Origin of the sequence: Stappia indica (assembly GCF_009789575.1) — a bacterium.
GTDB lineage: Bacteria > Pseudomonadota > Alphaproteobacteria > Rhizobiales > Stappiaceae > Stappia > Stappia indica_A.
Genome location: NZ_CP046908.1, coordinates 3,184,120 through 3,206,731, shown reverse-complemented (window position 1 = coordinate 3,206,731; position 22,612 = coordinate 3,184,120). Strand labels below are relative to the sequence as shown.

22 protein-coding genes and 1 tRNA gene are annotated in these 22,612 nt (G+C 67.0%); 11 read left to right on the top strand and 12 right to left on the bottom strand.

Annotation, left to right across the window (positions count from 1 at the left end; all coding sequences use genetic code 11):
- Nucleotides 1-52: 52 nt before the first annotated feature.
- The 3 genes from GH266_RS15065 (at nt 53) to GH266_RS15055 (ending at nt 2,900) form a co-directional block, all read left to right on the top strand.
- A complete protein-coding gene (locus GH266_RS15065) occupies nt 53-928 on the top strand; it encodes an FkbM family methyltransferase (RefSeq protein WP_158194559.1) in 876 nt (291 codons plus the stop codon).
- Nucleotides 928-2,052, top strand: a complete 1,125-nt coding sequence (dnaJ, locus tag GH266_RS15060) for a molecular chaperone DnaJ (protein WP_158194558.1) — start codon at nt 928-930, stop codon at nt 2,050-2,052. Before GH266_RS15065 ends, dnaJ begins: the two co-directional genes overlap by 1 nt.
- A gap of 242 nt (nt 2,053-2,294) precedes the next feature.
- On the top strand, nt 2,295-2,900 hold the full coding sequence (locus GH266_RS15055) for a class I SAM-dependent methyltransferase (RefSeq protein ID WP_158194557.1): 606 nt from the start codon (nt 2,295-2,297) through the stop codon (nt 2,898-2,900).
- Here GH266_RS15055 and GH266_RS15050 read toward each other — a convergent pair.
- Nucleotides 2,882-4,636 (bottom strand): SulP family inorganic anion transporter, encoded by a 1,755-nt coding sequence (locus tag GH266_RS15050; protein ID WP_158194556.1) that lies wholly within the window; start codon nt 4,634-4,636, stop codon nt 2,882-2,884. The genes GH266_RS15055 and GH266_RS15050 overlap by 19 nt on opposite strands.
- A 243-nt stretch (nt 4,637-4,879) precedes the next feature.
- Here GH266_RS15050 and GH266_RS15045 point away from each other — a divergent pair, with 243 nt between their 5' ends.
- Nucleotides 4,880-5,530, top strand: coding sequence for a LysE family translocator (locus tag GH266_RS15045; protein WP_158194555.1), 651 nt, complete (start codon nt 4,880-4,882; stop codon nt 5,528-5,530).
- 282 nt (nt 5,531-5,812) lie between these two features.
- On the opposite strand, the gene GH266_RS15040 is transcribed toward GH266_RS15045, so the two are convergent.
- The 5 genes from GH266_RS15040 to phnD all read right to left on the bottom strand — a co-directional run bounded on the left by GH266_RS15040 (nt 5,813) and on the right by phnD (nt 9,981).
- Nucleotides 5,813-6,325, bottom strand: coding sequence for a cupin domain-containing protein (locus GH266_RS15040; RefSeq protein WP_158194554.1), 513 nt, complete (start codon nt 6,323-6,325; stop codon nt 5,813-5,815).
- Between the two features lie 103 nt (nt 6,326-6,428).
- Complete coding sequence (gene phnE, locus GH266_RS15035) at nt 6,429-7,244, bottom strand: phosphonate ABC transporter, permease protein PhnE (RefSeq protein WP_158194553.1); 816 nt, start codon at nt 7,242-7,244, stop codon at nt 6,429-6,431.
- Nucleotide 7,245: 1 nt separating this feature from the next.
- Complete coding sequence (gene phnE / locus GH266_RS15030) at nt 7,246-8,058, bottom strand: phosphonate ABC transporter, permease protein PhnE (protein WP_158194552.1); 813 nt, start codon at nt 8,056-8,058, stop codon at nt 7,246-7,248.
- A gap of 3 nt (nt 8,059-8,061) precedes the next feature.
- Nucleotides 8,062-8,880, bottom strand: coding sequence for a phosphonate ABC transporter ATP-binding protein (gene phnC / locus GH266_RS15025; protein WP_158194551.1), 819 nt, complete (start codon nt 8,878-8,880; stop codon nt 8,062-8,064).
- Nucleotides 8,881-9,012: 132 nt separating this feature from the next.
- Nucleotides 9,013-9,981: a phosphate/phosphite/phosphonate ABC transporter substrate-binding protein gene (gene phnD / locus GH266_RS15020; protein WP_158196229.1), complete on the bottom strand. Its 969-nt coding sequence runs from the start codon at nt 9,979-9,981 to the stop codon at nt 9,013-9,015.
- Nucleotides 9,982-11,168: 1,187 nt separating this feature from the next.
- Here phnD and GH266_RS15015 point away from each other — a divergent pair.
- The 4 genes from GH266_RS15015 to GH266_RS15000 all read left to right on the top strand — a co-directional run bounded on the left by GH266_RS15015 (nt 11,169) and on the right by GH266_RS15000 (nt 14,875).
- Nucleotides 11,169-11,864 (top strand): GntR family transcriptional regulator, encoded by a 696-nt coding sequence (locus GH266_RS15015; RefSeq protein ID WP_199270338.1) that lies wholly within the window; start codon nt 11,169-11,171, stop codon nt 11,862-11,864.
- 28 nt (nt 11,865-11,892) lie between these two features.
- Nucleotides 11,893-12,693 (top strand): phytanoyl-CoA dioxygenase family protein, encoded by an 801-nt coding sequence (locus GH266_RS15010; protein ID WP_158194550.1) that lies wholly within the window; start codon nt 11,893-11,895, stop codon nt 12,691-12,693.
- Nucleotides 12,694-12,813: 120 nt separating this feature from the next.
- On the top strand, nt 12,814-13,626 hold the full coding sequence (locus GH266_RS15005; RefSeq protein ID WP_158194549.1) for an SDR family NAD(P)-dependent oxidoreductase: 813 nt from the start codon (nt 12,814-12,816) through the stop codon (nt 13,624-13,626).
- A 202-nt stretch (nt 13,627-13,828) separates the two neighbouring features.
- Nucleotides 13,829-14,875, top strand: a complete 1,047-nt coding sequence (locus GH266_RS15000; protein WP_158196227.1) for a linear amide C-N hydrolase — start codon at nt 13,829-13,831, stop codon at nt 14,873-14,875.
- 6 nt (nt 14,876-14,881) lie between these two features.
- On the opposite strand, the gene GH266_RS14995 is transcribed toward GH266_RS15000, so the two are convergent.
- From GH266_RS14995 to GH266_RS14985, 3 genes are all read right to left on the bottom strand, one after another.
- Nucleotides 14,882-15,874: a zinc metalloprotease HtpX gene (locus GH266_RS14995; RefSeq protein ID WP_158194548.1), complete on the bottom strand. Its 993-nt coding sequence runs from the start codon at nt 15,872-15,874 to the stop codon at nt 14,882-14,884.
- Nucleotides 15,875-16,036: 162 nt separating this feature from the next.
- Entirely contained in the window at nt 16,037-16,699 is a 663-nt protein-coding gene (gene msrA, locus GH266_RS14990) for a peptide-methionine (S)-S-oxide reductase MsrA (protein ID WP_158194547.1), read from the bottom strand.
- 49 nt (nt 16,700-16,748) lie between these two features.
- A complete protein-coding gene (locus tag GH266_RS14985; RefSeq protein WP_158194546.1) occupies nt 16,749-17,078 on the bottom strand; it encodes a hypothetical protein in 330 nt (109 codons plus the stop codon).
- 697 nt (nt 17,079-17,775) lie between these two features.
- On the opposite strand from GH266_RS14985, the gene GH266_RS14980 reads away from it, so the two are divergent.
- Nucleotides 17,776-17,865: transfer RNA gene (locus GH266_RS14980), tRNA-Ser, on the top strand.
- Between the two features lie 371 nt (nt 17,866-18,236).
- Here the strand turns inward: GH266_RS14980 and GH266_RS14975 are convergent.
- From GH266_RS14975 to GH266_RS14965, 3 genes are all read right to left on the bottom strand, one after another.
- Entirely contained in the window at nt 18,237-19,148 is a 912-nt protein-coding gene (locus tag GH266_RS14975; protein WP_158194545.1) for a hypothetical protein, read from the bottom strand.
- A gap of 4 nt (nt 19,149-19,152) precedes the next feature.
- A complete protein-coding gene (locus tag GH266_RS14970) occupies nt 19,153-19,632 on the bottom strand; it encodes a hypothetical protein (protein ID WP_158194544.1) in 480 nt (159 codons plus the stop codon).
- Nucleotides 19,633-20,010: 378 nt separating this feature from the next.
- Entirely contained in the window at nt 20,011-20,946 is a 936-nt protein-coding gene (locus GH266_RS14965) for a LysR substrate-binding domain-containing protein (RefSeq protein WP_158194543.1), read from the bottom strand.
- A gap of 169 nt (nt 20,947-21,115) precedes the next feature.
- Between GH266_RS14965 and GH266_RS14960 the strand changes: the two genes are divergently transcribed.
- Together GH266_RS14960 and GH266_RS14955 are read left to right on the top strand one after the other, a co-directional pair.
- Nucleotides 21,116-21,874 (top strand): ABC transporter ATP-binding protein, encoded by a 759-nt coding sequence (locus GH266_RS14960; protein WP_244953695.1) that lies wholly within the window; start codon nt 21,116-21,118, stop codon nt 21,872-21,874.
- Nucleotides 21,874-22,575 carry an ABC transporter ATP-binding protein gene (locus GH266_RS14955; protein ID WP_158194542.1) on the top strand — a complete coding sequence of 234 codons (702 nt, stop codon included), beginning with the start codon at nt 21,874-21,876 and terminating at the stop codon, nt 22,573-22,575. The genes GH266_RS14960 and GH266_RS14955 overlap by 1 nt, the downstream gene beginning before the upstream one ends.
- Nucleotides 22,576-22,612 lie beyond the last annotated feature (37 nt).

Below are 22,612 nucleotides of genomic sequence, written 5' to 3'. Positions count from 1 at the left end.
CCCCGCCGGTGCCTGCCGGCGCGACCAAGACGCTGGAGAGTGACATCCGGGCATGAGGCAGCCGACGCTCGAACCGCCTTACGGCACCCATGCGCTGCCGCCGCTCGGCACCGCGGCACGCCGCCTTGCCGGCGTGCTGCCGGGCAATCGGCTCGGCCGCATCGGCGTCTCGCTGCTGCGCCGGATCGTGACGGGCGGCAAGCCCGGCCCGTTCGACGTCGACGTCTTCCCCCATGTCCGCGCCCGGCTCTACCCGGCCGGCAACCGCTGCGAAAAGCGCGCCGTCGCCGGCCCGCAGCTGTTCGACCGGGCCGAGCGCGAGGCCCTGCGCGAGGCCTTCGCCGCCTCCCCCTCGAGCCCCTTCGTCTTCCTCGACCTCGGCGCCAATGTCGGCCTCTACAGCCTGTGGATGGTCAGTGTCGCGCGCATGCTGTCGCGCGAAGTGGTGGTGCTGGCGGTGGAGCCGGACGTCGGCACGCGGTCGCGGCTGGAGGCCAATATCGCGGCCTCCGATGCGCTCGACAGCGTCATGGTGGCGGCCTGTGCCGTCGGCGAGCATGCCGGGCGCGGCGCCATGCTGGCGCATGAGGGCAATCGCGGCGAGCACCAGGTGCGCGCCGCCGGCGAGGGCGAGGCCGACACGTTCGAGATCCTGCCGATCCACGAGATCTGCGCCCGGCGCGGCATTGTCCGCATCGACGCGATGAAGGTGGATCTGGAGGGCCATGACGAGGCGGCCCTGCGCGGCATGTTCGCGGCGGCTCCCGCCGGCCTGTGGCCGCGGATGATCGTGGTGGAAGCCGGCAAGCGCGAGGAGCTACCTGCCGTCGTCCGCCTGTGCCTCGACAACGGCTACGAACTTGCCAGCCGCACGCGGCTGAACGCCCTGCTGCGCCTTCGCGCGGGGCGAAGTGATGGGACATCCTGATGGAAAAGCGCGACTACTACGAGGTCCTCGGCGTTGCCCGCGACGCGGACGGCACGGTGCTGAAGAGCGCCTACCGCAAGCTGGCCATGCAGTATCACCCGGACCGCAATCCGGGAGACGCGGAGGCGGAGAACCGCTTCAAGGAAGTCAGCGAAGCCTATGACACGCTGAAGGACGAGCAGAAGCGCGCCGCCTATGACCGCTTCGGCCATGCCGCCTTCGAAAACGGCGGCTTCGGCGGCGCACGCGGCGGCGGGCCCGGCGACTTCGCCTCGGCCATGTCCGACATTTTCGACGAGTTCTTCGGCATGTCCGGCGGGCGGCGCGGCGGGCGCGATCGCGGTGCGGACCTGCGCTACAATCTCGAGATCTCGCTGGAAGAGGCCTTTGCCGGCAAGACCGTGGAGATCGAGGTGCCGACCTCGATCACCTGCGAGACCTGCACCGGATCCGGCGCCAAGCCCGGCAGTTCGCCGACCATCTGCCGCATGTGCGGCGGCTCGGGCCGGGTGCGTGCCTCCCAGGGCTTCTTCACGCTGGAGCGCACCTGCACCGCCTGCCAGGGCCGCGGCCAGGTGATCGCCGATCCCTGCCCCGATTGCCAGGGCGCCGGCCGCAAGACCGTCAACCGCACCCTGTCGGTGAACATTCCCGCCGGAATCGAGGACGGCACCCGCATCCGCCTCGGCGGCGAGGGCGAGGCCGGCGTGCGCGGCGGCCCGTCCGGCGATCTCTACATCTTCCTGTCGATCCGCCCGCACGCCTTCTTCCAGCGCGACGGCGCCGACCTTTACTGCCGGGTGCCGATCTCGATGACCACGGCCGCGCTCGGCGGCCAGTTCGAGGTGCCGACGCTCAGCGGCGAGACCATGCGGGTCAAGGTTCCGGAGGGCACCCAGACCGGCAAGCAGTTCCGCCTCAAGGGCAAGGGCATGCCGGTCATGCGCTCGCAGCAGTTCGGCGACGCCTATATCCAGGTGACTGTGGAGACGCCGACCAACCTGACCCGCCGCCAGCGCGAGCTGCTGGCCGAGTTCGAGCAGGAATCCTCCGGCGAAACCCATCCCGAATCGAGCGGCTTCTTCTCCAGGGTGAAGGACTTCCTCGACACGCTCGGCAAGTGAATGGCCGGAAAAGGCCCTGACAGGCCGGCATCCGCAAGGCGGACCGGCCTGTTTCCGCGACCGCTCGCGCGGCCCCGGCAACAAGCTGGCCTTCGTTTTCATGCGCCCGGACAAGACCGGGCCCGAATAAATCCGGCCGAACAACCGGGCCTTGCCTTGATTTAACCACGGGGCCGGACCACTTTCGCAGTCGAAGCAGGTTGCAGGCCAGCCTCTACGTTTCAAAAGGGATGGATTTCAGCATGCTCGACATTTCCGCCCGCAAGGTCAAAGGCCTCTCGGCCAAGCTCGCCGACGAGGTCCGTTTTCTGCGCAACTGGGCGGAAAAGCCGCTGACGACCGGCGCGGTCAGCCCCTCCGGTCCCGACCTCTCCCGCCGCATGGCGAGCTTCGTGGAGATCGAGCGGCCCGGCCCGATCCTCGAGATCGGCCCCGGCACCGGCGTCGTCACCCATGCGATCCTGGAGCGCGGCATTCCGCAAAGCCGCGTCATCGCGCTGGAATACAGCGACGATTTCTGCCGCCTGCTGGCGCGCCGCTATGGCGACATGACCATCGTCCAGGGCGATGCCTACCGGCTGCGCGAGACCCTGGCCGATGTCGAGCCGGGCACGCTGGCGAGCGTCGTCTCCTCCATGCCGCTGTTCTCGCGCCCCAAGGAAGAGCGCCGCGCGCTCCTGATGCAGGCCTTCGACCTGCTGCAGCCTGGCGCCCCGTTCATCCAGTTTTCCTACGCATTGGTGCCGCCGGTGGCGCCGGATCCGCAGGCTTTCTCCGTGCAGCGCTCGGGGTGGATCCTCAAGAACCTGCCGCCCGCGCGCGTGTGGGTCTACCGCCGCACCTCCTGAAGGTCCGGCCCGGCTCCCAGCATGGCGAGCGCCGCCTCTACATCGGCGGCGAAGGTCACTTTCGGCTCGGTGATGCCCTGCGCCTCCAGCGGGCGGCGCAAGCTCTCCTCCAGACCGCACAGCACCACCGCGACACCCCGGCGTGAGGCCTTGTCGACAAGGCCGGCGACCGTGTTCGCCGCCGTGGAATCGAGGAAGGGCACGGCCGAGAAATCGACCACCAGCGCCCGGTGCGTATCGGAGATGCTTTCCAGTACCGAGCCGATGGACGAGGCCGCGCCGAAGAAGAACACACCCGTGATGCGATAGACGATGATCTGCGGATCGGCGGCCGAGCCGTCATAGGGCAACCCGCCATCGGCGCTGGTGTCCGCCCGGTCCTCCGAGACCAGCGGCAGGCGGCGCACCCCGGCGATCTGCGACATGCGGTGGATGAACAGCACCGAGCCGAGCGCGAAGCCGGTGACGATGGCCTCGGTCAGGTCGCGGAACACCGTCAGCAGGAAGGTCACCGCAAAGACCAGCGCATCGCCGCGCGAGGTGCGCAGCAGCACGGCGATGGCGTGGCGCTCGGCCATGTTCCAGGCGACCACCGCCAGCAATCCGGCAAGGCTCGCCAGCGGGATGTATGAGGCGAGCGGCGCGGCCAGCAGCATGAAGGCCAGCAGGAACAGCGCATGCAGCATGCCGGCGACCGGGCCGATGGCGCCGGCGCGCACATTGGTGGCGGTGCGGGCGATGGTGCCGGTGACGCAGAAACCGCCGAACAGCGCCGAGCCCATATTGGCGACGCCCTGGCCGACCAGCTCGCAATTGGAGCGGTGGCGGCGCCCGCTCATGCCGTCGGCAACCACCGCCGACAGCAGCGATTCGATGGCCCCGAGCAGCGCGAAGGAGACGGCCGCCGGCAGCACCGCGAGGATCTTGTCCATCGACAGATCCGGCAGGGCCGGCACCGGCAACCCGCTCGGGATGCCGCCGAAACGCGAGCCGATGGTGGCGACGGGCAAGCCGGCCGCCCAGGTCGCGAGGGAGGCGAGCGTGATGGCGATCAGCAGGCCCGGCCAGTGCGGCCGCCAGCGCCTGAGGGTGAGGATCACCGCGATGGTACCGGCCGCGAGCAGCGCCGAGGCCGGATCGAGACCCGGCACGGCCCGCCACAGCACCGGCAGCTTTTCCAGCAAGGGGCCGGGCTCGGGTCCGTCCAGCGTCAGGCCGAGCAGGTCCTTCACCTGCGAGGCGAGAATGATCACGGCGATGCCGGCGGTAAAGCCGACGGTCACCGGCCAGGGGATGAACTTGATATAGGTGCCGAGCCGCAAGGCGCCGACGCCGACCAGGATCAGGCCCGACAGGAAGGTTGCGAGGATCAGCCCGTCGACGCCGTGCTGCATCACCGTTGCGGCAACCAGCACGATGAAGGCGCCCGCCGGCCCGCCGATCTGGAAGCGGCTGCCGCCCAGGGCCGAGACGAGAAAGCCGCCGATGATGGCGGTGTAGAGCCCCTGCGCCGGGGTGACGCCGGAGGCGATGGCAATCGCCATGGACAGCGGCAGGGCGACGATGGCGACCGTCAGGCCGGCCACCGCGTCGGCGCGCAGGGCGGCAAGGCCGTAGCCCTCGCGCAGGACCGTGACCAGCTTGGGCGTGAACAGGGCGGCCGGGTCGAGAGCGGCCGGAGCGGAGGCGGAACGATGCGCCGATCCCTTGCGCGCATCCTGTCCGGTGGCGGTCATCGCGGATCTCATGTGTCGGGAGGCCCGCCCGCAGGCGGGCATCTGGTTGGTGCGCAAGCATCGGCCCTCGCCCCGTGGCCATGCAATACGCAGAACTGCTGAGGGGAGCTCCGACGCCTCCGGCCGTCGCGAAAGAACCTCATCGCCGCGTGAAGGGAAACCGCTTGGCCGGCAGGCCGGGCCGTGCCATCCCTTTGCGGATGCCGCGCCCTTTCCCGCGCCGCTTTCGCCAGGATGCTGCCGATGGATCCGCTTTCCGCCGTTCTCGCCTTTTCGATAGCCGCCGCGCTGCTCACCCTGACGCCCGGCCTCGACACCGCGCTGGTGCTGCGCACGGCCGCGGTGGAAGGACCGCGCCGCGCCATGCTGGCCGGCGCCGGGGTCTCCACCGGCGTTCTCGCCTGGGGCCTGATGGCCGCGCTCGGCCTCGGCGCGGTGCTCGCCGTCTCGGAAACCGCCTATACGCTGCTGCGCATCGCCGGCGCGCTCTACCTGCTGTGGCTCGGCTTCGGCATGCTGCGCGCGGCCCTGTCGGCGGAGCGGGCGCAAAAGCTCGCGGCAGCGGCCAGCGCCAGAGGAGCCAGCACCACCAGCGGGCGCGGCTGGTTCTGGCGCGGGCTGCTGACCAACCTGCTCAACCCGAAGGTCGGCGTCTTCTATGTCAGCTTCCTGCCGCAGTTCACGGCCGAGGGCGTGCCGGTCGTCGCCTTCAGCGTGGGGCTGGCCGCGATCCATGCCACCATGGGCATCGCCTGGTTCGCGCTGCTGACGCTGGCGACCCGCCCCGTCGCCGGCCTGCTCAAGCGCCCCGCGGTCACCCGCACGCTGGACGGGCTGACCGGCGCGGTGCTGATCGGCTTCGGGCTGCGGCTGGCGCTGGAGCGGCGGGGCTAGGTCGTGGACTCATAATTGTGCCGGAAACGGCGCCGGTTCGGGCAATGATATGCCAGGAGGAGCGCGATGGCCGGGGCAGGTCCCCCGGCCGAGCGATCCGACGCCGCAGATCGAAGCTCGAACGGCGCCCTTCGGGTATGCCGGAACCCGCCGGCAACAGCGTCGCAAACCCTTGAAAACCTGATGGTTTCCTGCGGCCTTGCTCCTTGTATCCGATCGGGTTCGGGCATACCGTTTCTCGTCAGAATTATGAGTTCACGACCTAAGCCGCCCTCGCGCGGCTTACTCTTCCCCGTCCCAGTAATCGACGGCGCTGTCGGTGCGCAGCGACAGCGCCACCCGCCGCGCGGCCTTGTCGCCGCCGGGCGCCGCACCGGCAAAGACCGTGACCTTGCCGCTGTCGGGATATTCCATCACGTCCGGCTCGTTCATCGTGCTGACGGCGAGATAGCGCAGCGGCTCGTCCGATCCGGCGATCAGCTGGTGCGCGGTCTCCGGCCCGCCGGCCGGGCACACGACGACATCGCCGCCGGCAACGGAATGGCGCTTGTCGCCATAGCGCAGCGTGCCGGAGCCCGACAGGATCACGAACATCTCGTCATTGGCGTGGTGGCAGTGGAACGGCCAGGCCTTCTTGCCGGCCGGCACTTCCACATAGCGGGCCCCGAGCCGGCGCGCGCCGAGCGGCGCGGCGATGGAGGCGAAATGCGCCTCGAAACTCTCGCCATGCGCCTGGGTGACGCAGTCGAGATCGGCGAGCCGCAGGACGGGTATGTGAACGGGCGTGTCGGCCATGGGCGATCCTCCGGGCAATGGTTGGGGCGGGGCGTTGCCGCCCCTTCCTCCATCCATAACCCCGCAGGGGAGCCGCCGGAAAGCCCGCCCTGCCGCCTCGCCCTCAGATGATGGCGTGGCGGACCTTGGCCGAGACCCATTCGCTGAACACGACGGTCGCCAGGATGACCAGCAGGATCGTCGTCACCTGCGGCCAGGCCAGCACGCTGAGCGAGGCCTGCAGCTGCAGCCCGAGACCGCCGGCGCCGACGAGGCCCAGCACCGCGCTTTCGCGGATGTTGATGTCCCAGCGGAACACCGAGATGCCCCAGAAGGCCGGCGCGATCTGCGGCCAATAGCCGTAGTTGAGCAGCTGCGCGCCGCTGGCGCCGGTCGCCTGCACCGCCTCGATCTGCGTCAGCTCGGTTTCCTCGATGGCCTCGTAGAGCAGCTTGCCGACGAAACCGATGGAGCGCAGCGCGATGGCGATGATGCCGGCGAGCAGGCCCGGGCCGAGGATCGAGACCAGCAGCAGCGCCCAGATCAGCGAGTTGATCGAGCGCGAGGCGACGATGATGAACAGCGCGATGGGGCGTGCGATCAGCAGGCTCGGCGTCGTGTTGCGCGCGGCCAGGAAGGCGACGGGCGTTGCGATGACGACGCCGAGCATGGTGCCGAGCGTCGCCATGTTGATCGTGTCCCACAAGGGCCAGAGCAGCTTTTCGATATAGCTCAGCCGCGGCGGGAACATGCGCGAGCCGATGTCGGCCGCCTGTTGCGGCGCGTCATAGACGAAGGCCCAGATCGTGTCCTTCGTCATCACCTGCCAGCACCAGACGGTGAGGGCGACGAAGACGAACCATGCGGCCCACAGACGCAAGGAGGCGCGCGGGGTGCGGCGGAGCCAGACCGGGCCGTTTTCGGTTTTGATCACCGGCATGTCACTGCACCCACTTGCGGATATAGCTGGAGGAGTATTCCGCGAACATCACCACGCCGATGATGATCAGCAGGATCGCCCCGGCGCTGTCGTATTCGTAGCGGTCGATGGCGGTGTTCAGCGTCGCGCCGATGCCGCCGGCGCCGACGATGCCGATCACCGCGCTTTCACGGAAATTGATGTCGAAGCGGTAGAGAGTCAGGCCGATCAGGCGCGGCATCACCTGCGGCTGCACCGCATAGTTGACCAGCTGCCACCAGGATGCGCCGGTGGCGCGCACCGCCTCGGCCTGGGCCTCGTCGATGTCCTCGATGTCCTCGGCCAGGAGCTTGGCCAGGAAGCCGATGGTGGCGAAGGACAGGGTCAGGAAGCCGGCAAAGGGACCGAAGCCGAACATGGCGACCAGCAGGATGGCGATGATGATTTCCTGCAGCGACCGGCTCACCGCGATGATGCCGCGGCAGATGTAATAGACCGTGGGCGGGGCGATGTTGCGCGCCGCGCCGATGCCGATCGGCACGGAGATCAGCACGCCGGCAACCGTCGCCGTGACCGTCATGGTCAGGCTCTCGATCATGCCGGCGCTGATGTCCTTCCAGCGGCTGGTGAAGTCCGGCTGCAGGAAGCCCTGGACGAAACGCCAGCCGCGGTCGAGCCCGTCCCACACGCGCATCCAGTTGACCTCGACCGAGCCGACGGCCAGCACCAGATAGACGAGAAGGGCGGTATAGATCCCGTAGCGCCAGCGCGGATCGGGGATCATCGTCGCCGGGCGGCGCCAGCGACGGGGATAGGTCTTTGCGGTCGCGCTCATGGCTCAGACCATCCCGGCCATGCGTTCGGCCGCGTCGCGCTCGGCGTGGTCGTCCTCTTCCGCCGCGCGGCGCATGGCGGTCCAGTCCTCCTCGCCGTAGATGCGGGTGAGCACGCTTTCGTCGAGCAGGTCCGGCGTGCCGTCGAAGACCACCTCGCCGGCCCGCAGGCCGATGATGCGCTGGGTGAACTGCTGGGCCAGCACCACGTCGTGGATGTTGATGATCGCCGGCAGGCCGCGCTCGGCGCAGATCTCCAGGATCAGGCGCATGATCTGGCGCGAGGTCTTGGGATCGAGCGAGGCGGTCGGCTCGTCGATCAGCAGCAGCTCGGGGTCCTGGGCAAGGGCACGGGCGATGCCGACGCGCTGGCGCTGGCCGCCCGACAGGGCGTCGGCGCGCTTGTCCGCATGGTCGATCAGGCCGACCCGGTCGAGCAGGCGGAAGGCGTTCTCCACGTCCTCGCCGGGAAACTGGCGCAGGAAGGAGCGCCAGAAACCGACATAGCCGAGGCGCCCCGACAGCACGTTCTCCATCACCGTCAGACGCTCCACCAGGGCATATTCCTGGAAGATCATGCCGATGCGGCGGCGGGCGCGGCGCAGTTCGCGCGCCGGCAGGCCGGTGATGTCGAGATCGTTCAGCAGCACCCGGCCCTCGGTCGGCTCGACCAGACGGTTGATGCAGCGGATGAGGGTCGACTTGCCGGCACCGGACGGACCGATCAGGCCGACGACCTGCCCCTTCGGCACGGTGAAACTGACGGACCTGAGGGCCTTGTCGCCGGTCTTGTAGGTCTTGGTAAGCGCTTCGACTGTCAGCATGCGGGGATCCGGGGAGAGAGGGCCGGGCGGCCGGGTCTTTCGGGTCAGGGCAGCGCGCAACAGGCACGGACGGGGCGGCGGAGACACTCCCCCTCGCCCCGTCCGGCCGGTCGCGGTCTTACCGTACGTGCCTTACTGGCAGTTGTAGGAAACGTCGTTCGCCTGGTCGATCTGGCGGATGACGGACCAGTTGTCCTTGAAGGTGATCGGGATGAACTGCGCCTCGCCCGACTTGGAGAACTCCTTCTCCAGCGACGAGCCTTCCCACTTGAAGGTGGCGAAGCCTTCCTTGATCTTCTCCTGCAGCTCCGGCTTCAGGTTGTAGGCAACGCCGTAGCCGGTGGTCGGGAAGGTTTGCGACTTGTAGATGCTGACGACCTGCTCGGGCTTGATCACCTCGCGCTCGATCATGCGGTGCATGACGGAGTTGGCGATGGCGGCCGCCGGGTAGTCCTTGTTGGCGACGCCGAGGATCGAGTTGTCGTGCTTGCCGGAGAAAGCCGGCTCGTAGTCGGTGCCGGAGACGAGGCCGTACTCGGCCTTCAGCAGCGCGGACGGCGCCTTGAAGCCGGAATTCGACGTCTCGGCGGTGAAGGCCAGCGTCTTGCCCTTGATGTCTTCCGGCTTCTCGATGCCCGAGCCCGGATAGGTGATGATTTCCATCTCGTAGCCGAAGCTGCCGTCGGCCTTGGCCATCATCGTGAAGGGGCGGAAGCCGGCGCAGGCGACGGCGAGCGGGTTGGAGCCGGTGTTGAAGCCGGCGATATGCAGGCGGCCGGCACGCATCGCCTCGATCTGGGCGGCGTTCGACTGGACCGGGAAGAACTGCACCTTCTTGCCGGTGACGCTCTCCATATGGGCCAGGAAGTCGGCCCAGGCCTCGGCATAGACCGCCGGATCCTCGACCGGGGTATAGGCGAAGATCAGCGTCGAGGGATCGATCTGCTGCGCCGGATCGGAGGGAATGTCGGCGATCAGGTCGCCGTCGGCATCGGTGTAGCGGCTGTCGAGCTTGAATTCGGCCTGCGCGGGCGTTGCGGCGATGAGGCCGGCAAGCAAGGCAGCAATGCTCGCAGCTCCGGCGAGCTTCGTCAGGTGCATGGTCATCTTTCGTTCCTCCACTGGGGCGCGATGCGCATCCGTTCTGGACCGGATGTCTGTTAGGCGTCCTGGGTGAAGGCTGGATGACATTCTCAGTCGCGTCAAGACCTTGAGACGGCGAAGTTTCCTTTAAGTCAGAGCGGGACCACCCCTTCCCGGCCAGGGCGGGCCGCTGTTCTCGCCTGGTCCCGGCCGACCCGCAGGCGAGCCGTCGCAGAGCAGGCCGATGGGCAACTTGCAGGACGCTTGGGAGATTCCTCCCGTGCCCTGCGCGCCGGGACCCTGGCGGCGACCCGCACGGGCAACTCCTTGCCGCCTTGCGCCAAATCCTCCCTCTGCGGCATGCCGGCAATTGAGCCGGCAAATCATCTTCCCCGCACGCGGCGCATTGCGGCATGTCCCTCCCCGCCTCTCCCCGCGTCTTCCCGGACGGCACGCCCGCGCCGAGCCGGGACCGGGGAGCCACCGCGCTCAAGAGGACCTTCGGGAGCACATCCGACAGGCCCTCGGCTCGCCGATCCCGGATCTCCGGCTTCGCCTGCGTCCGGGAGGACGCCAAAGGAACTGCCGCGGCCGTGGCGGCTGGAGGATGCGGCTCGGATAGATTCTTGGAATTCGGAATTCCGAAATGTTGACAGGACCGGTTTCGTCGGGCAGGGTGAGTCTCGTTGGAATTTGGAATTCCGAATTCCTTGAAGGTTGAGGCCCGGTCGTCTACTGCCCCGCCCTGCAGCCCGCCCTGCGGGACGGCCCTGCAAGACGGCTGGCGACAGCGCCTTCGCAACCAGGCGCCGGGGAAAGACCCGGCCGGAAGTTTCGCCGGGAGACCGGCACTCAGGGCTCCGTTGGCCCCATCGCCAGACCGCCGGCCGGTCCGGCTGCCCGCCCTGCCGGAGGCATTCCGGGACGGCGCGGAGCCGAGCCGGCAAGCGGAGGTTACGGAGAACCTGGCCGTCCCGGCCAGGTCAGGGACAGGTCCGTCCCGGAACGCGCGCTGCCGGGTGTGCCGACAGGCCTCCCATGTCATACCTGCGGTGCATTGCGGCGGCGCGCGCGATCCGTCAGCTTGTCGCGGCATCGCGCCGGACAGGCCGCACACCCAGCCCCCGGGATCGGCCCGGGTGCTTTCGCGCCGGCTGCGCTTCGTTGCGATGTCCGTAAGGGTCGTGAGGGGAAGGACGCAAGGCATGCCCATGGAACTCATCGACCAGAGCCCGATCCTGGTGGACCGCGTCTACGAGCGGCTGCGCCAGGCCATCGCGCTGGCCGAGCTGGCGCCGGGCGAGCGCATCCGCCAGGCCGAGCTTGCCGACCGCCTCGGCGTGTCGCGCCAGCCGGTCAGCCATGCGCTGCAGCTGCTCAAGCGCGACGGGCTGGTGGAGGAGACCGGGCGCAAGGGGCTCAAGGTCACCGAGATCGACCCGGCGCATCTTCGCGAGATCTACCAGGTCCGCGCCGCGCTGGACGGGCTGGCCGCCGGCCTTGCCGCCGCGCGGGTCGCGGGCGGCCGCATGCCGGAGGCGGAGCTGAAGACGCTCGCCGGGATCCTGCGCCAGGCCGAGAGCTTCGGCGACGACACCCCCGTCACGGAGCGGATCGCGCTCGACGTCGACTTCCACAACCAGGTCATCGTCATGTCCGGCAACCGCCGGATCGCCGAAACGCTCGAGCCGCAGTTCTCGCACATGATGCGGTCGATGCGGCTGGTGCTCGACATCGGGGGTTTTCGCGAAACCGCCTGGGACCACCATACCGAGATCGCCCGGCTCATCGCGGCCGGCGACGCAGCCGCGGAAGGCGCCGCCAGGGCCCACGCGGAAAATGCCGGCAAGGAGACGGAGGCCCGCCTCACCGCCATGCAGGTTTTGAAGAACACGGCCTGAAGGCCGTGGCCAAGAGGAGGAACGCCACATGAAGCTGACGCAGGAACAACAGGACGAATTCAACCGCCAGGGCTATCTCTTCCTGCCCGAGGCCTTCTCGCCGGAAGAGATCGAGGTGCTGCGGGAGGCAGCGTCCGGCATCTTCGACGAGGACCGCAAGGAGATCTGGCGCGAGAAGGACGGCACCCCGCGCACGGCCTTTGCCTGCCACACCTACAACGAGGCGTTCCGCCTGCTCGGCCGCCATCCCCGCCTCATCGAGCCGGTGCGCCAGATCTTCGGCGAAGAGCTGTACATGCACCAGTTCAAGGTGAACGCGAAGGCCGCCTTCACCGGCGACGTCTGGCAGTGGCACCAGGATTTCCCGACCTGGCACAAGGACGACGGCATGCCCGAGCCGCGGGCGATGAACATCTCCGTGTTCCTCGACGACGTGCTGCCGATCAACGGTCCGCTCATGCTGATCGCCGGCTCGCACACCCACGGCCAGCTCAAGTCGGAATACGACACCACGACCACCAGCTACGGGCTGTGGACGCTCGACAACCAGGTGGTGACCGAGCTTGCCGCCAAGGGCGGCATCGTCGCCCCGACCGGCAAGGCGGGCGGGTTGCTCATCCACCACGGCAACCTGGTGCACGGCTCGTCGGGCAACATCACGCCCTACCCGCGCAAGATCGTCTACCTGACGCTCTCCACCGTCTCCAACGCGATCCGCAAGCCGACCCGGCCGGAATACATCGCCCATCGCGATTTCACGCCGATCGAGCCGGTCGAGGACGACGCGCTGCAGCGCTACGCCCTGTCCATGCGCGAAGCGGCCGAGTAACCGCCGAACGCGGCAGGCCGGAGCGGGCGACCCGTCCGCTCCGGCCCTTCCTTGCGATCCGGGATGGGCCCACCCGTCCCGGTCTTTGCACGTCAAGGCAGCAGAACGGACAGTTCCCACATGACAGAGACTTCAGCGGGCCGACTGGCCGGCAAGATCGCCCTCGTCGTCGGCGCCGGCTCCTCGGGAGAAGGCTGGGGCAACGGCAAGGCGGCGGCGGTTCTTTTCGCGCGCAGCGGCGCGCGCATCCTCGCCGTCGACCGCAATGAGCGCGCGGCGGCCGAGACCCGCGACATCATCCGCTCCGAGGGCGGCACCTGCGAGACGGCGCGGGCCGACGTTGCAAACTCCGCCGAGGTCGCGGCGATGGTCGAGGCCTGCCTTTCCCATTTCGGCCGCATCGACATCCTGCACAACAATGTCGGCATCTCGGAAACCGGCGGGCCGGTGGAGGCCTCCGAGGAGAGCTGGAACCGGGTGATCGCCATCAACCAGACCAGCGTCTTCCTCACCTGCAAGCATGTGCTGCCGGTGATGGAGCGCCAGAAAAGTGGCGCCATCGTCAACGTCGCCTCGATCGCCGCCTCCCGCTATATCGGCTTTCCCTATGCCGCCTATTCGGCCTCCAAGGCCGCGATCGTCGGGCTCACCCGCAACATCGCCCTGCAATATGCGCCGCTCGGCATCCGCGCCAATTGCGTCTCGCCGGGGCTGATGAACACCCCGATGATCCGCAAGCCGCTCGCCGCCGCCTATGGCGGGGAGGAGGCGATGATCGCCCGGCGCGATGCGCAGTGCCCGATGGGCCGCATGGGCGATGCCTGGGACACCGCCAACGCGGCGCTGTTCCTCGCCTCGGACGAAGCGCGCTACATCACCGCGCAGGAGCTGGTGGTGGATGGCGGCCTCACCGCGACCTGCGTCGCCCCCTGACTGCCCCCTGACCGCCCCCCTGACGGACGCGCCATTTCCGCGCCGCAGCTTTTACCGGCTTGCCGGACTTCGCCGCCGCCATCTACCATGGCGGCGGCCGTCCGTTTCCGGGCGGCATATTCGCCCCCCACAAGGCTCGCCGAAAGGTCCCCCGATGCCCCGCACGCCGTTTTCCGCCCGCGCCCGCCGCCTCGGCACGCGCATGAGCGCGCGTATCGCGCTCGCAGCGCTCATCGCCACCGGCGGTGTCGCCCTTGCAGAGGCCTGCACCCGCCTCGTCTATCACGGCGCCGGCGACACGGTGATCACCGCCCGTTCCATGGACTGGAGGACCGAGATCGCCACCAACCTGTGGGCGATGCCGCGCGGCATGGAGCGCAGCGGCGAGGCCGGGCCGAACTCGCTGAAATGGACGTCGAAATACGGCAGCGTCATCGCCTCGGGCTATGACGTGTCGACCACGGACGGGGTCAACGAGGAGGGCCTTGCCGTCAACCTTCTGTGGCTGGCCGAGTCCGAATATCCCGAGATGAAAGGCGACCGTCCGGGCCTGACCATCGCCGCCTGGGGCCAGTATGTGCTCGACAATTTCGCCAGCGTCGCCGAAGCGGTCGCGGCGCTGGAGACCGAGCCCTTCACCATCGTCACCGACAATGTGCCCGGCGAGGACCGGCTGGCGACGCTGCACCTGTCCATGTCCGATGCCAGCGGCGACAGCGCCATCGTCGAATACATCGGCGGCCGCCAGGTCATCCATCACAACCGCCGCTTCACGGTGATGACCAACTCGCCGACCTTCGACGAGCAGCTGGCGCTGGCCGAATACTGGCGCGGCATCGGCGGCACCGTGTTCCTGCCCGGCACCAACCGCGCCGCCGACCGCTTCACGCGGGCGAGCTTCTATGTGGAGGCGATCCCGCGGCCCGAGGACCCCAACCGCGCCATCGCCAGCGTCTTCAGCGTCATCCGCAACGTGTCCGTGCCCTTCGGCATCACCACGCCGGACCAGCCGAACATCTCCTCCACCCGCTGGCGCACGGTCGTCGACCACCAGCGACTGCTGTATTTCTTCGAATCCGCCCTCACCCCCAACACGTTCTGGGTGGACCTGAACCAGCTCGACCTCTCGAAGGGCGCGCCGGTGCGCAAGCTCGACCTGGGGCCGGACCAGGATCACATCTATTCCGGCAATGCGACCGCGTCCTTCGTCGAGGCCGAGCCCTTCCGCTTCCTCGGCCTGCCCGAATAGGGCGCGTCAGTACCAGGTCCCGAAGCGGCTCAGCCGGCGGCGCGGGGCGCCGGCATCGGGCACGGGCGAGCGGCCCGCGACATGCGGCATTGCGGCCGTGTCCAGCCAGTGCTCGGGCGCGGCCCGCAGCGCGCGCAGCCGCCGCACCCGCTCGCCCGTCTGCGGATGGCTGCGCAGCACGGACGGGTCGGGGATGCGCGCGCCCTGCGGCAGCGCCGCCTCCCACATGCGCCCCTGGATGCGCTCCAGCTTCATCAGCGCGCTGGCAAGGCCTTCCGGATCGCCGGTCAGCGAGGCGGCGCCCAGATCCGCCTCGAACTCGCGCGTGCGCGACAGGGCCAGTTGCACCGCCGAGCCCAGCGTCGGCGCCACGATCAGCAGCAGCACCGCGGCCCAGGGCACCGAGGCCCCGCCGGCCAGCGCCTCCGGCAGGCTGATCATCATCAGCACCAGGCCGAACACCGACATGATGCCGGTCATCCGCGCCACCACGTCGGCCATCGCCATCACGTGGATGTCGCCGTGCGCCACATGGGCGAGCTCGTGCGCCATCACGCCGACGAACTCGCGCGGGGTCAGGCGGGCGAGCAGCCCCTCGGTGATGCAGACGGCGCTGTCCTCGCGGGTGCCGGTGGAAAAGGCGTTCACCATCCGGCTTGGCACCAGATAGAGCCTCGGCATGCGCGGCAGGCCGGCGCGCTGCGCCAGCAGCCGCACGATCGAATGCGCTTGCGGAAAGGCGGCGGGCGTCACCTCGCGCGCGCCGTAGAGCTGCAGCACCAGCGCGGAGGAAAACCGCGCCGCCAGCATCACCGACAGCGAGCCGCCGACGGCCGCCCACAAGACGCCTTGCGGCCCCGCCAGGGTCCACGCGGTCAGCGACAGCAGCAGCACCGCCCCGGCCGCGAGCACGAGCGTGTGCAACCGGTTGCGCCGGCGGTATCTGGCGCGCACGGCGGGATCGATGGTGATGGCCGGTCTGATGGCTTCAGGATACATGGCCTGAATATGGGCCGCCGCCGCACCGCTTGCAAAGCGGCAAGGCGGCCTGCGGACCTGCGGCATTCTCGACCGCCGCAGCGCGGCAGCGCCTGCGCGCACGAAAAGGCGCGCGGAACCGCCGTCCCGCGCGCCTCATTCAGTCAGTGCTTCGTGCTTGCGTCAGACGGCGAGCCCGGCCGGGCAGGCGACGCCCGTGCCGCCGAGGCCGCAATAGCCGCCGGGGTTCTTGTCGAGATACTGCTGATGATAGTCCTCGGCGAAGTAGAACGCGCCCATCGGCTTGGTCTCGGTGGTGATGGTGCGCGAGTGGCCGGCCGCCTTCAGCGCTGCCGCATAACTCGCGCGCGAGGCCTCCACCGCCGCCGCCATCTCGCTGTCCGGGTGGAAGTAGATCGCCGAGCGGTACTGGGTGCCGGTGTCGTTGCCCTGGCGCATGCCTTGCGTCGGGTCGTGGCCTTCCCAGAACGCCTTGAGCAGCTCCTCGCGCGGCAGGCGCGCGGTGTCGAAGACCACCCGCACCACCTCGGTATGGCCGGTGCGGCCCGTGCAGACCTCGTGATAGGTCGGGTTCGGCGTGTGGCCGCCGGCATAGCCGACCGCGGTGACGAGAACGCCCGGCATGGTCCAGAACAGCCGCTCGGCGCCCCAGAAACAGCCGAGGCCGAACAGCACCTCTTCCTCGCCCGCGCCGGGGGCAAGATCGAGCGGGCGGCCGAGCACCGTGTGGATGCCCGGGGTCATGATCGGCTCGCTGCGGCCGGGCAGCGCCATGGCCGGGTCGACCAGGGAGAACTTGTTGCTGAGCATGGTCATGAACGACATGGATGCCTCCAAAGGGATGCGCGCCGGGGGAGGCCGGCGGGCAGGGAACTCAGACGGTTTCGGCGAGCCTGCGACGGCGACGGCCGCGGCCGAGATCGCCGATCCACAGGAGCAGGAAGCCGAGCGGTCCGACGATCGCCCAAGCCGGCTGCACCAGGAGCTTGAGGGCGACCGGATCCCACAGGACCGGGTTGACCTCGGCCTGGACGAAGGCCTGGGCGGCGGCGAGACTGCCAGGTGCGAAGTCGAACCAGTACTGGCCGAAGGATGTGGTCGACCAGCTGCCGGCAGCGATCGTCGACGTGGCGTCGATCACCAGCGCCACCAGCGCCAGTGCCACGAACCAGAGACCGAGAAGCCGCAGGACAAGTCTGAACATCGTTCCGTTCCGGATCCACCCAACACCAAGCCTGAAGGCATCGGGCCGGCCCGCGCCAGAGTGCAAACATCGACAGCAAGACGTCTGCTGGCAGACATCTGCAACTTCCTGAACTCCGCACGGCGGAATTCGTTCACTCGAAATTGCATACGCGGGCGGCCGCGGGCCGGACCATAGCCCGCCTCGACCTTCCGGGCGACAGCAAAACGCGAGAAAACGGCGAGAATGGGCACGGCGCGCCATCGCCTTGCCTCTCTCGCCGGGCGCATCAGATAGGCTTGCTTTCGCAAAAGCGCAAGATGGACGAAAGGCGTCTCCCCGAGGCGTGAGAGCACGGGAGCGACCCGTGAGCACGCGGGACGACCGCCGCCCGCTGTTCCGGCCGCAGGCCGGCGCCTCTCAGCTGCGTGCGCCAAGCGCCCGCGCAAGCGCCCGTCCTCTGGCCTCACCGACCGGAACCCAATGTTTCCGCCGGCTTTCTCACCCGTTGCCGGCTGTGTTTCAGCGCCCGTGTTGAAAAGCGCCGCAGGGCATGGATGAGTGCTTGAACTTGGCCGCATCGTCAGTATATTGCGCGACTTGCGGGCCGGGTCGGCCCGGCTTCGCGCCGCCTTGGTGCGCTGCCGGACCCATCGCCTTCCCGCACGAGGACCGACGATAAGGCCTGCCATGCAGGCCCACCGGACGGGCCGGCTGCGGAGAGGTGGCCGAGTGGTTTAAGGCGCACGCCTGGAACGCGTGTATACGGGAAACCGTATCGAGGGTTCGAATCCCTCTCTCTCCGCCATTTTCCCCGATTTCCTATAATGCGATAGTGCCGCCGAGCGTCGTACGTCGATTGGCGCGCATAATCCCAGCTTTACGCTACAGCCTGATGATATCGTGAAGCCGCAACGGCAGCTTCCGGCCCCCATTAAGACATTCGTGGCCGATTGGCGAAGTTCCGAAAGCAGCCATTCGCCATTGAAGTGCACGTCGTGTAGCGATCATGTCCTTAGTCGGCGCAATAACTCAAGAACTGCCATTTCTGAAAATGCGCGCACTTGGTCCGTTCGTTCGTGGTTAGGATTGCTTGCAGTCATGAGGCCTCAATCCGTGCATCGGTTGTGACTTCTAAGAACAATTGGGCCAAGCGATATCCAAGGTCCCGATTTTTGGTCATGGCGACACGGCAGGTGATACTGCAAATCGGCTGTCGGAGATGGTTTCGTCGTACCGCTCAACAAACTTTACGAATTTTGCCCGGTCGGTATTGTAGCTCCCAAGCCACCGACCGATAGCCTTCCCGTAAGCGTCGATTAGATCTGAAAAGACGAAATAGTAGATGCTGTCCGCTTCGCCGGGCTTGCCTCCTATGCGGAACGAAATACGCCGTGTTTTCTGGTTGCGGACTTGACGGGACTGGAGATTTGTCATGTGGAGCAAGCCGTTTCGCAGCTCCCACAGTTCCTTGGACGTCACGCCCAAGCGTGACAAATCAGCGAAATCATCCAGCCACCGGACGAACGGCGTGCCCTTGTCGCCGTACTCGATATAGGAAACGCTGTCCAAGCAGGACAGGAGCAGCTTCATAGCCGAGACATAGAGCTTGGCGTTGTAGGTAAGCTTGATGGCGGTGAAGTAGTCATCGTGGATGAGCTGGGTTAGGTCGATGCTTGTGTCGCTGGTATATTTCAACAGCCAATCATCCATTTTCGTGCCCCCTAGGACCTGCGGGTTGAGGTAAATGTCCGGGTCGCCATGTTCACTCGCATGGTCAACGCGTACCCGGTCATCGACCACCAGCGTCGTTACGCAAAGGGGGGAGACAGAGGCTTTCAAAGCCTGAAGCAGATCGTCATATAGCGCCATGCCCTGCCCCAGGCGAATGTGAGAGTAATACTCCGACAGGGTAAACTGACGGGCGATCGGAAAGACCACTGAGTCAACCAGGTCGCCTTCAACGCGCGCTCTAAGAAACGCAACAGCCTCGTCATCCGTATCAAAAGATAACCTGTGAACGACGTAGCGGGCTGACCGGCAGACGTCATTCTCCATAACCAGGTAGATGTTGTAGATATCCTCGGCCATGTGATCACAAGTCCATCGTTTGCATCAGCACGGCATTTGCATGTCGGAAGTTTTCGAGCTGGCCTTGGTAGCCGTAAGCGGCCTTCTCGCCATGGAAAAAGTTGTTCCGTAGCCGGTAAGCAATGATGAGGAGGGCGGCTAAAACCCGCCTCGGCTCATTGTTCTGGCCGCTCAGAACGTCGAGAACATACTGGCGGTCGTTGGCGCTGACGCGAAGGTGAGCAAACGCCGGGCTGGGATTGCCCGCATGGACGTATCGGTTGCTAAAGTAGGTGAGGGCTCCCTCAAATGCAGCCATCGAGGCATCGGGCGCTAAGCGGGCTTCCACTTCCAGCCGAATGCGGGGAACATCTCCCCGATTTCCGAGCCACATTTCCTCGAAGAAGCTCCATAGCAGCGCAAAATCCCGTATGGCACGCTTCTCCTGGATGGTCAGGTTTCGGTAAGCGGCGAGCCGCCTGTTCATCCATGTGCCGGGCTGCATCGGCTTATTACCTCTCTAGTGCATAACTCCAAGCCTTAGATGCCGTCGACGGTGCAGCCAACGAACTCCTGCCCAACCATACAGACAATCGATGGCCGGTATCCCAATCGCCAACGCCAAGGGGTGCCAGTTCCCCTCCCTCCCCATCGCCGCCACTCTCCTTCCTCAATCAGGGGGCTATGGCGTGGGAGCTCGAGCCTCTGTAAGACTGAGGCATGCAGTGGCTCTCAGAAGGCAGTTCCAAGGTCCAGTCGATATCGCGGTGATTGGGCGCGCCGTCGGACAGGCCGCAGCAGCAAGCCCCCCCCCAAAACAAAACCAGCGCACATGAGCCCATGCGCGCTGGTGGGTGATCGGGGCGCTGCGCAGCGCCGCCGGCTAGTGTGCCGGCGTTGCACCGGGCATGGCGTGGATCGGCCGACCGGCCTGCCCCTTGGTCGCCTGCAACAGCCAGGACCGGAATTTCCGGGCCGGCCCGGACAGGGCGAAATTCTCCGGCTGGACCAGATAATAGCGGCACTGCGTCGGATAGGTGCGGCCCAGCGGGTTGACCAGGGTTCCGGCGGCCAGTTCGTCCTGCACGAAGCTTTTGACCATCAGCGAGACGCCGACGCCGTTGAGAGTGGAACTGAGCTGAAAACTCCGGTCCTCCAGCAGCATCCGGTTCCGGGGGTCGGGCGGGAAACCGAGCACCTCCCCGAACCATTCGCCCCACAGGTCGTGATCGTTGACATGCAGCAGCCGGCAATGGGCAAGGTCCGCCTCCGTCCGGATGCAGGTCCGCTCCAGATAGACGGGGCTGCAGACAACGACCAGGTCGTCGGCGAAAATCTCCTGCGCGGTAAAACCCGGCCATCTGCCGAGGCCCCATTGCACGCCCATGTCCGCATTCAGGGTGCCGCGCGGCAGCTCGGTGTAATTGTTGCCGTGGTGAACGAAGCTCAGCTGGACATCGGAATGCGCCTCCCAGAAATGGGCAATGCGCGGGGCCAGCCAGCGGCTGGCGAACATCGGAACCATGGCCACGCAGACCTCGCGTCCGTTGCGCAGGCTGGCGATGTTCTTCAGCCCTGCGCGGATCTCGGCAAATCCCTTGCCGACATGGCTGGCGAGCAGGCTGCCGAACGCCGTCGGCTCCAGCCCGTCGAAGCGCCTGTCGAACAGCGGTACGCCGAGGTCATCCTCTAATTTCTTGATATGATAGCTGACCGCGCTTTGGCTGGTCGTCAGGGCCCGCGCTGCCGCACTGACGCTCTTCAGCTCCGAAACGGCAAAGAAAATCTGAAGAGAATTCAGGTTTCTGATCTGGTCCAAGTGTCGGCTTCCGTTCTGCAATTCTGAATTGAGGTGCCGCGTCTTCTCGTCAGGCTATCGAATTTTTGGATAGTTTGACAGTTTTTTGAAATTCCGCGCCGGAGGGCGGCTGACTAAGGTGCCGATGGATGGAGGCCTGCGTGGAGGAGACGCAGGCAGGGAGGATGCGGTGGACCTTGCACTAGACGTTCGCGATCTCGGAAAGACGTTTGGCGGCGTGAAGGCGCTCGACGGCCTGTCCTTCGGCATCGCCCGGGGAGAGGTGATGGGACTGATCGGGCCCAATGGCAGCGGCAAGTCGACCACGGTGAACACGCTGGCCGGGGTGTTTCCCGCAACCTCGGGCGAGATCCGCTTGCGCGGCAAGCCGGTGCACCATCTGCCGGAATATGCCCGGGTGCAGGCCGGCCTGACGCGGACCTTCCAGACAGCCAGCGTCTTTCCCGAATTCACGGTTCGCGAGCAGGTTCTGCTGGGCGCGGAGCCGGCGAGGACCAGGCGCGGCGTCTGGTCGATGCTCCGCTCCGGGGCGCGCATGGAACCGGAATTGCGGGGCCGGCTCGACGAGATCCTGCAACTGACCGGGCTTGCCGATCTCGCCGATACCCGGATCGAGGAAGTCTCTGCCGCTGATCAGAGGTTCCTGATGATCGCCACGGCGCTGGCCGCCGATCCGGCGGTCATTCTTCTCGATGAACCGGCGGCCGGCATGGTTTCGCACGAGCGGGACCGGTTGAGCCATCTCATTCTGGCGCTCGGGGCGCGCGGGCACGCGGTGCTGGTGATCGAGCATCACATGTCCCTGATCATGAAAGTGTGCGACCGCATCACCGTGCTCAATTTCGGAGAGAAGATCGCCGAAGGGACGCCGCGGGAAATCCGGTCCGACCAAAGGGTCGTCGACGCCTATCTCGGGGAGGCCGCGTGATGCTGGAGGTCAGCGGACTGAAGGCTGGCTATGGCCAGATCGAGGTGCTGCACGGCATCGACTTTCACGTCAACCAGGGGGAATGCGTTGCGCTGATCGGCGCCAATGGCGCGGGAAAGAGCACGGCGCTGAAAACCGTTTGCGGTCTGGTAAAGCCGCGCGGCGGAACGGTCCGGTTTCAGGGCCGCGACATCACCGGAGCGAGCGGACACGAGATCGTGCGGGCGGGCATCACCATGTGTCCGGAGGGGCGTCAGGTCTTTCCTGAAATGACGGTGCTCCAGAATCTGAAGCTCGGGGCCTATACCCGCCGCGATGCGGAGCAGGCCGACGATCTCGATGAAATGATGCAGATGTTTCCGATCCTGCGGAAACGGGCGCGTCAGGCCGCGGGCACCCTGTCGGGCGGCGAGCAGGAGATGCTGGCCATTGCCCGTGCCCTGATGGCGCGACCGAAAGTGTGCATCTTCGATGAGCCGTCGCTCGGCCTGGCCCCGAAAATCGTCGCGGAAGTGGCCGAGACCATCGCCCGGATCAAGGCGAGGGGCATGACCATCCTGCTTGTCGAACAGAATTCGCTGATGGCGCTGAAGCTGGCGGACCGCGCTTACCTCTTCGAGGTCGGCAAGGTGGTTCTGGAGGGAACCGGCGAGGCGTTGCAGCAGAACCCGGACGTCGCCCGCGCCTATCTCGGCGATTGAACAGGGCGCGGGAGACCGAAATCGTCCGGCGGAACCG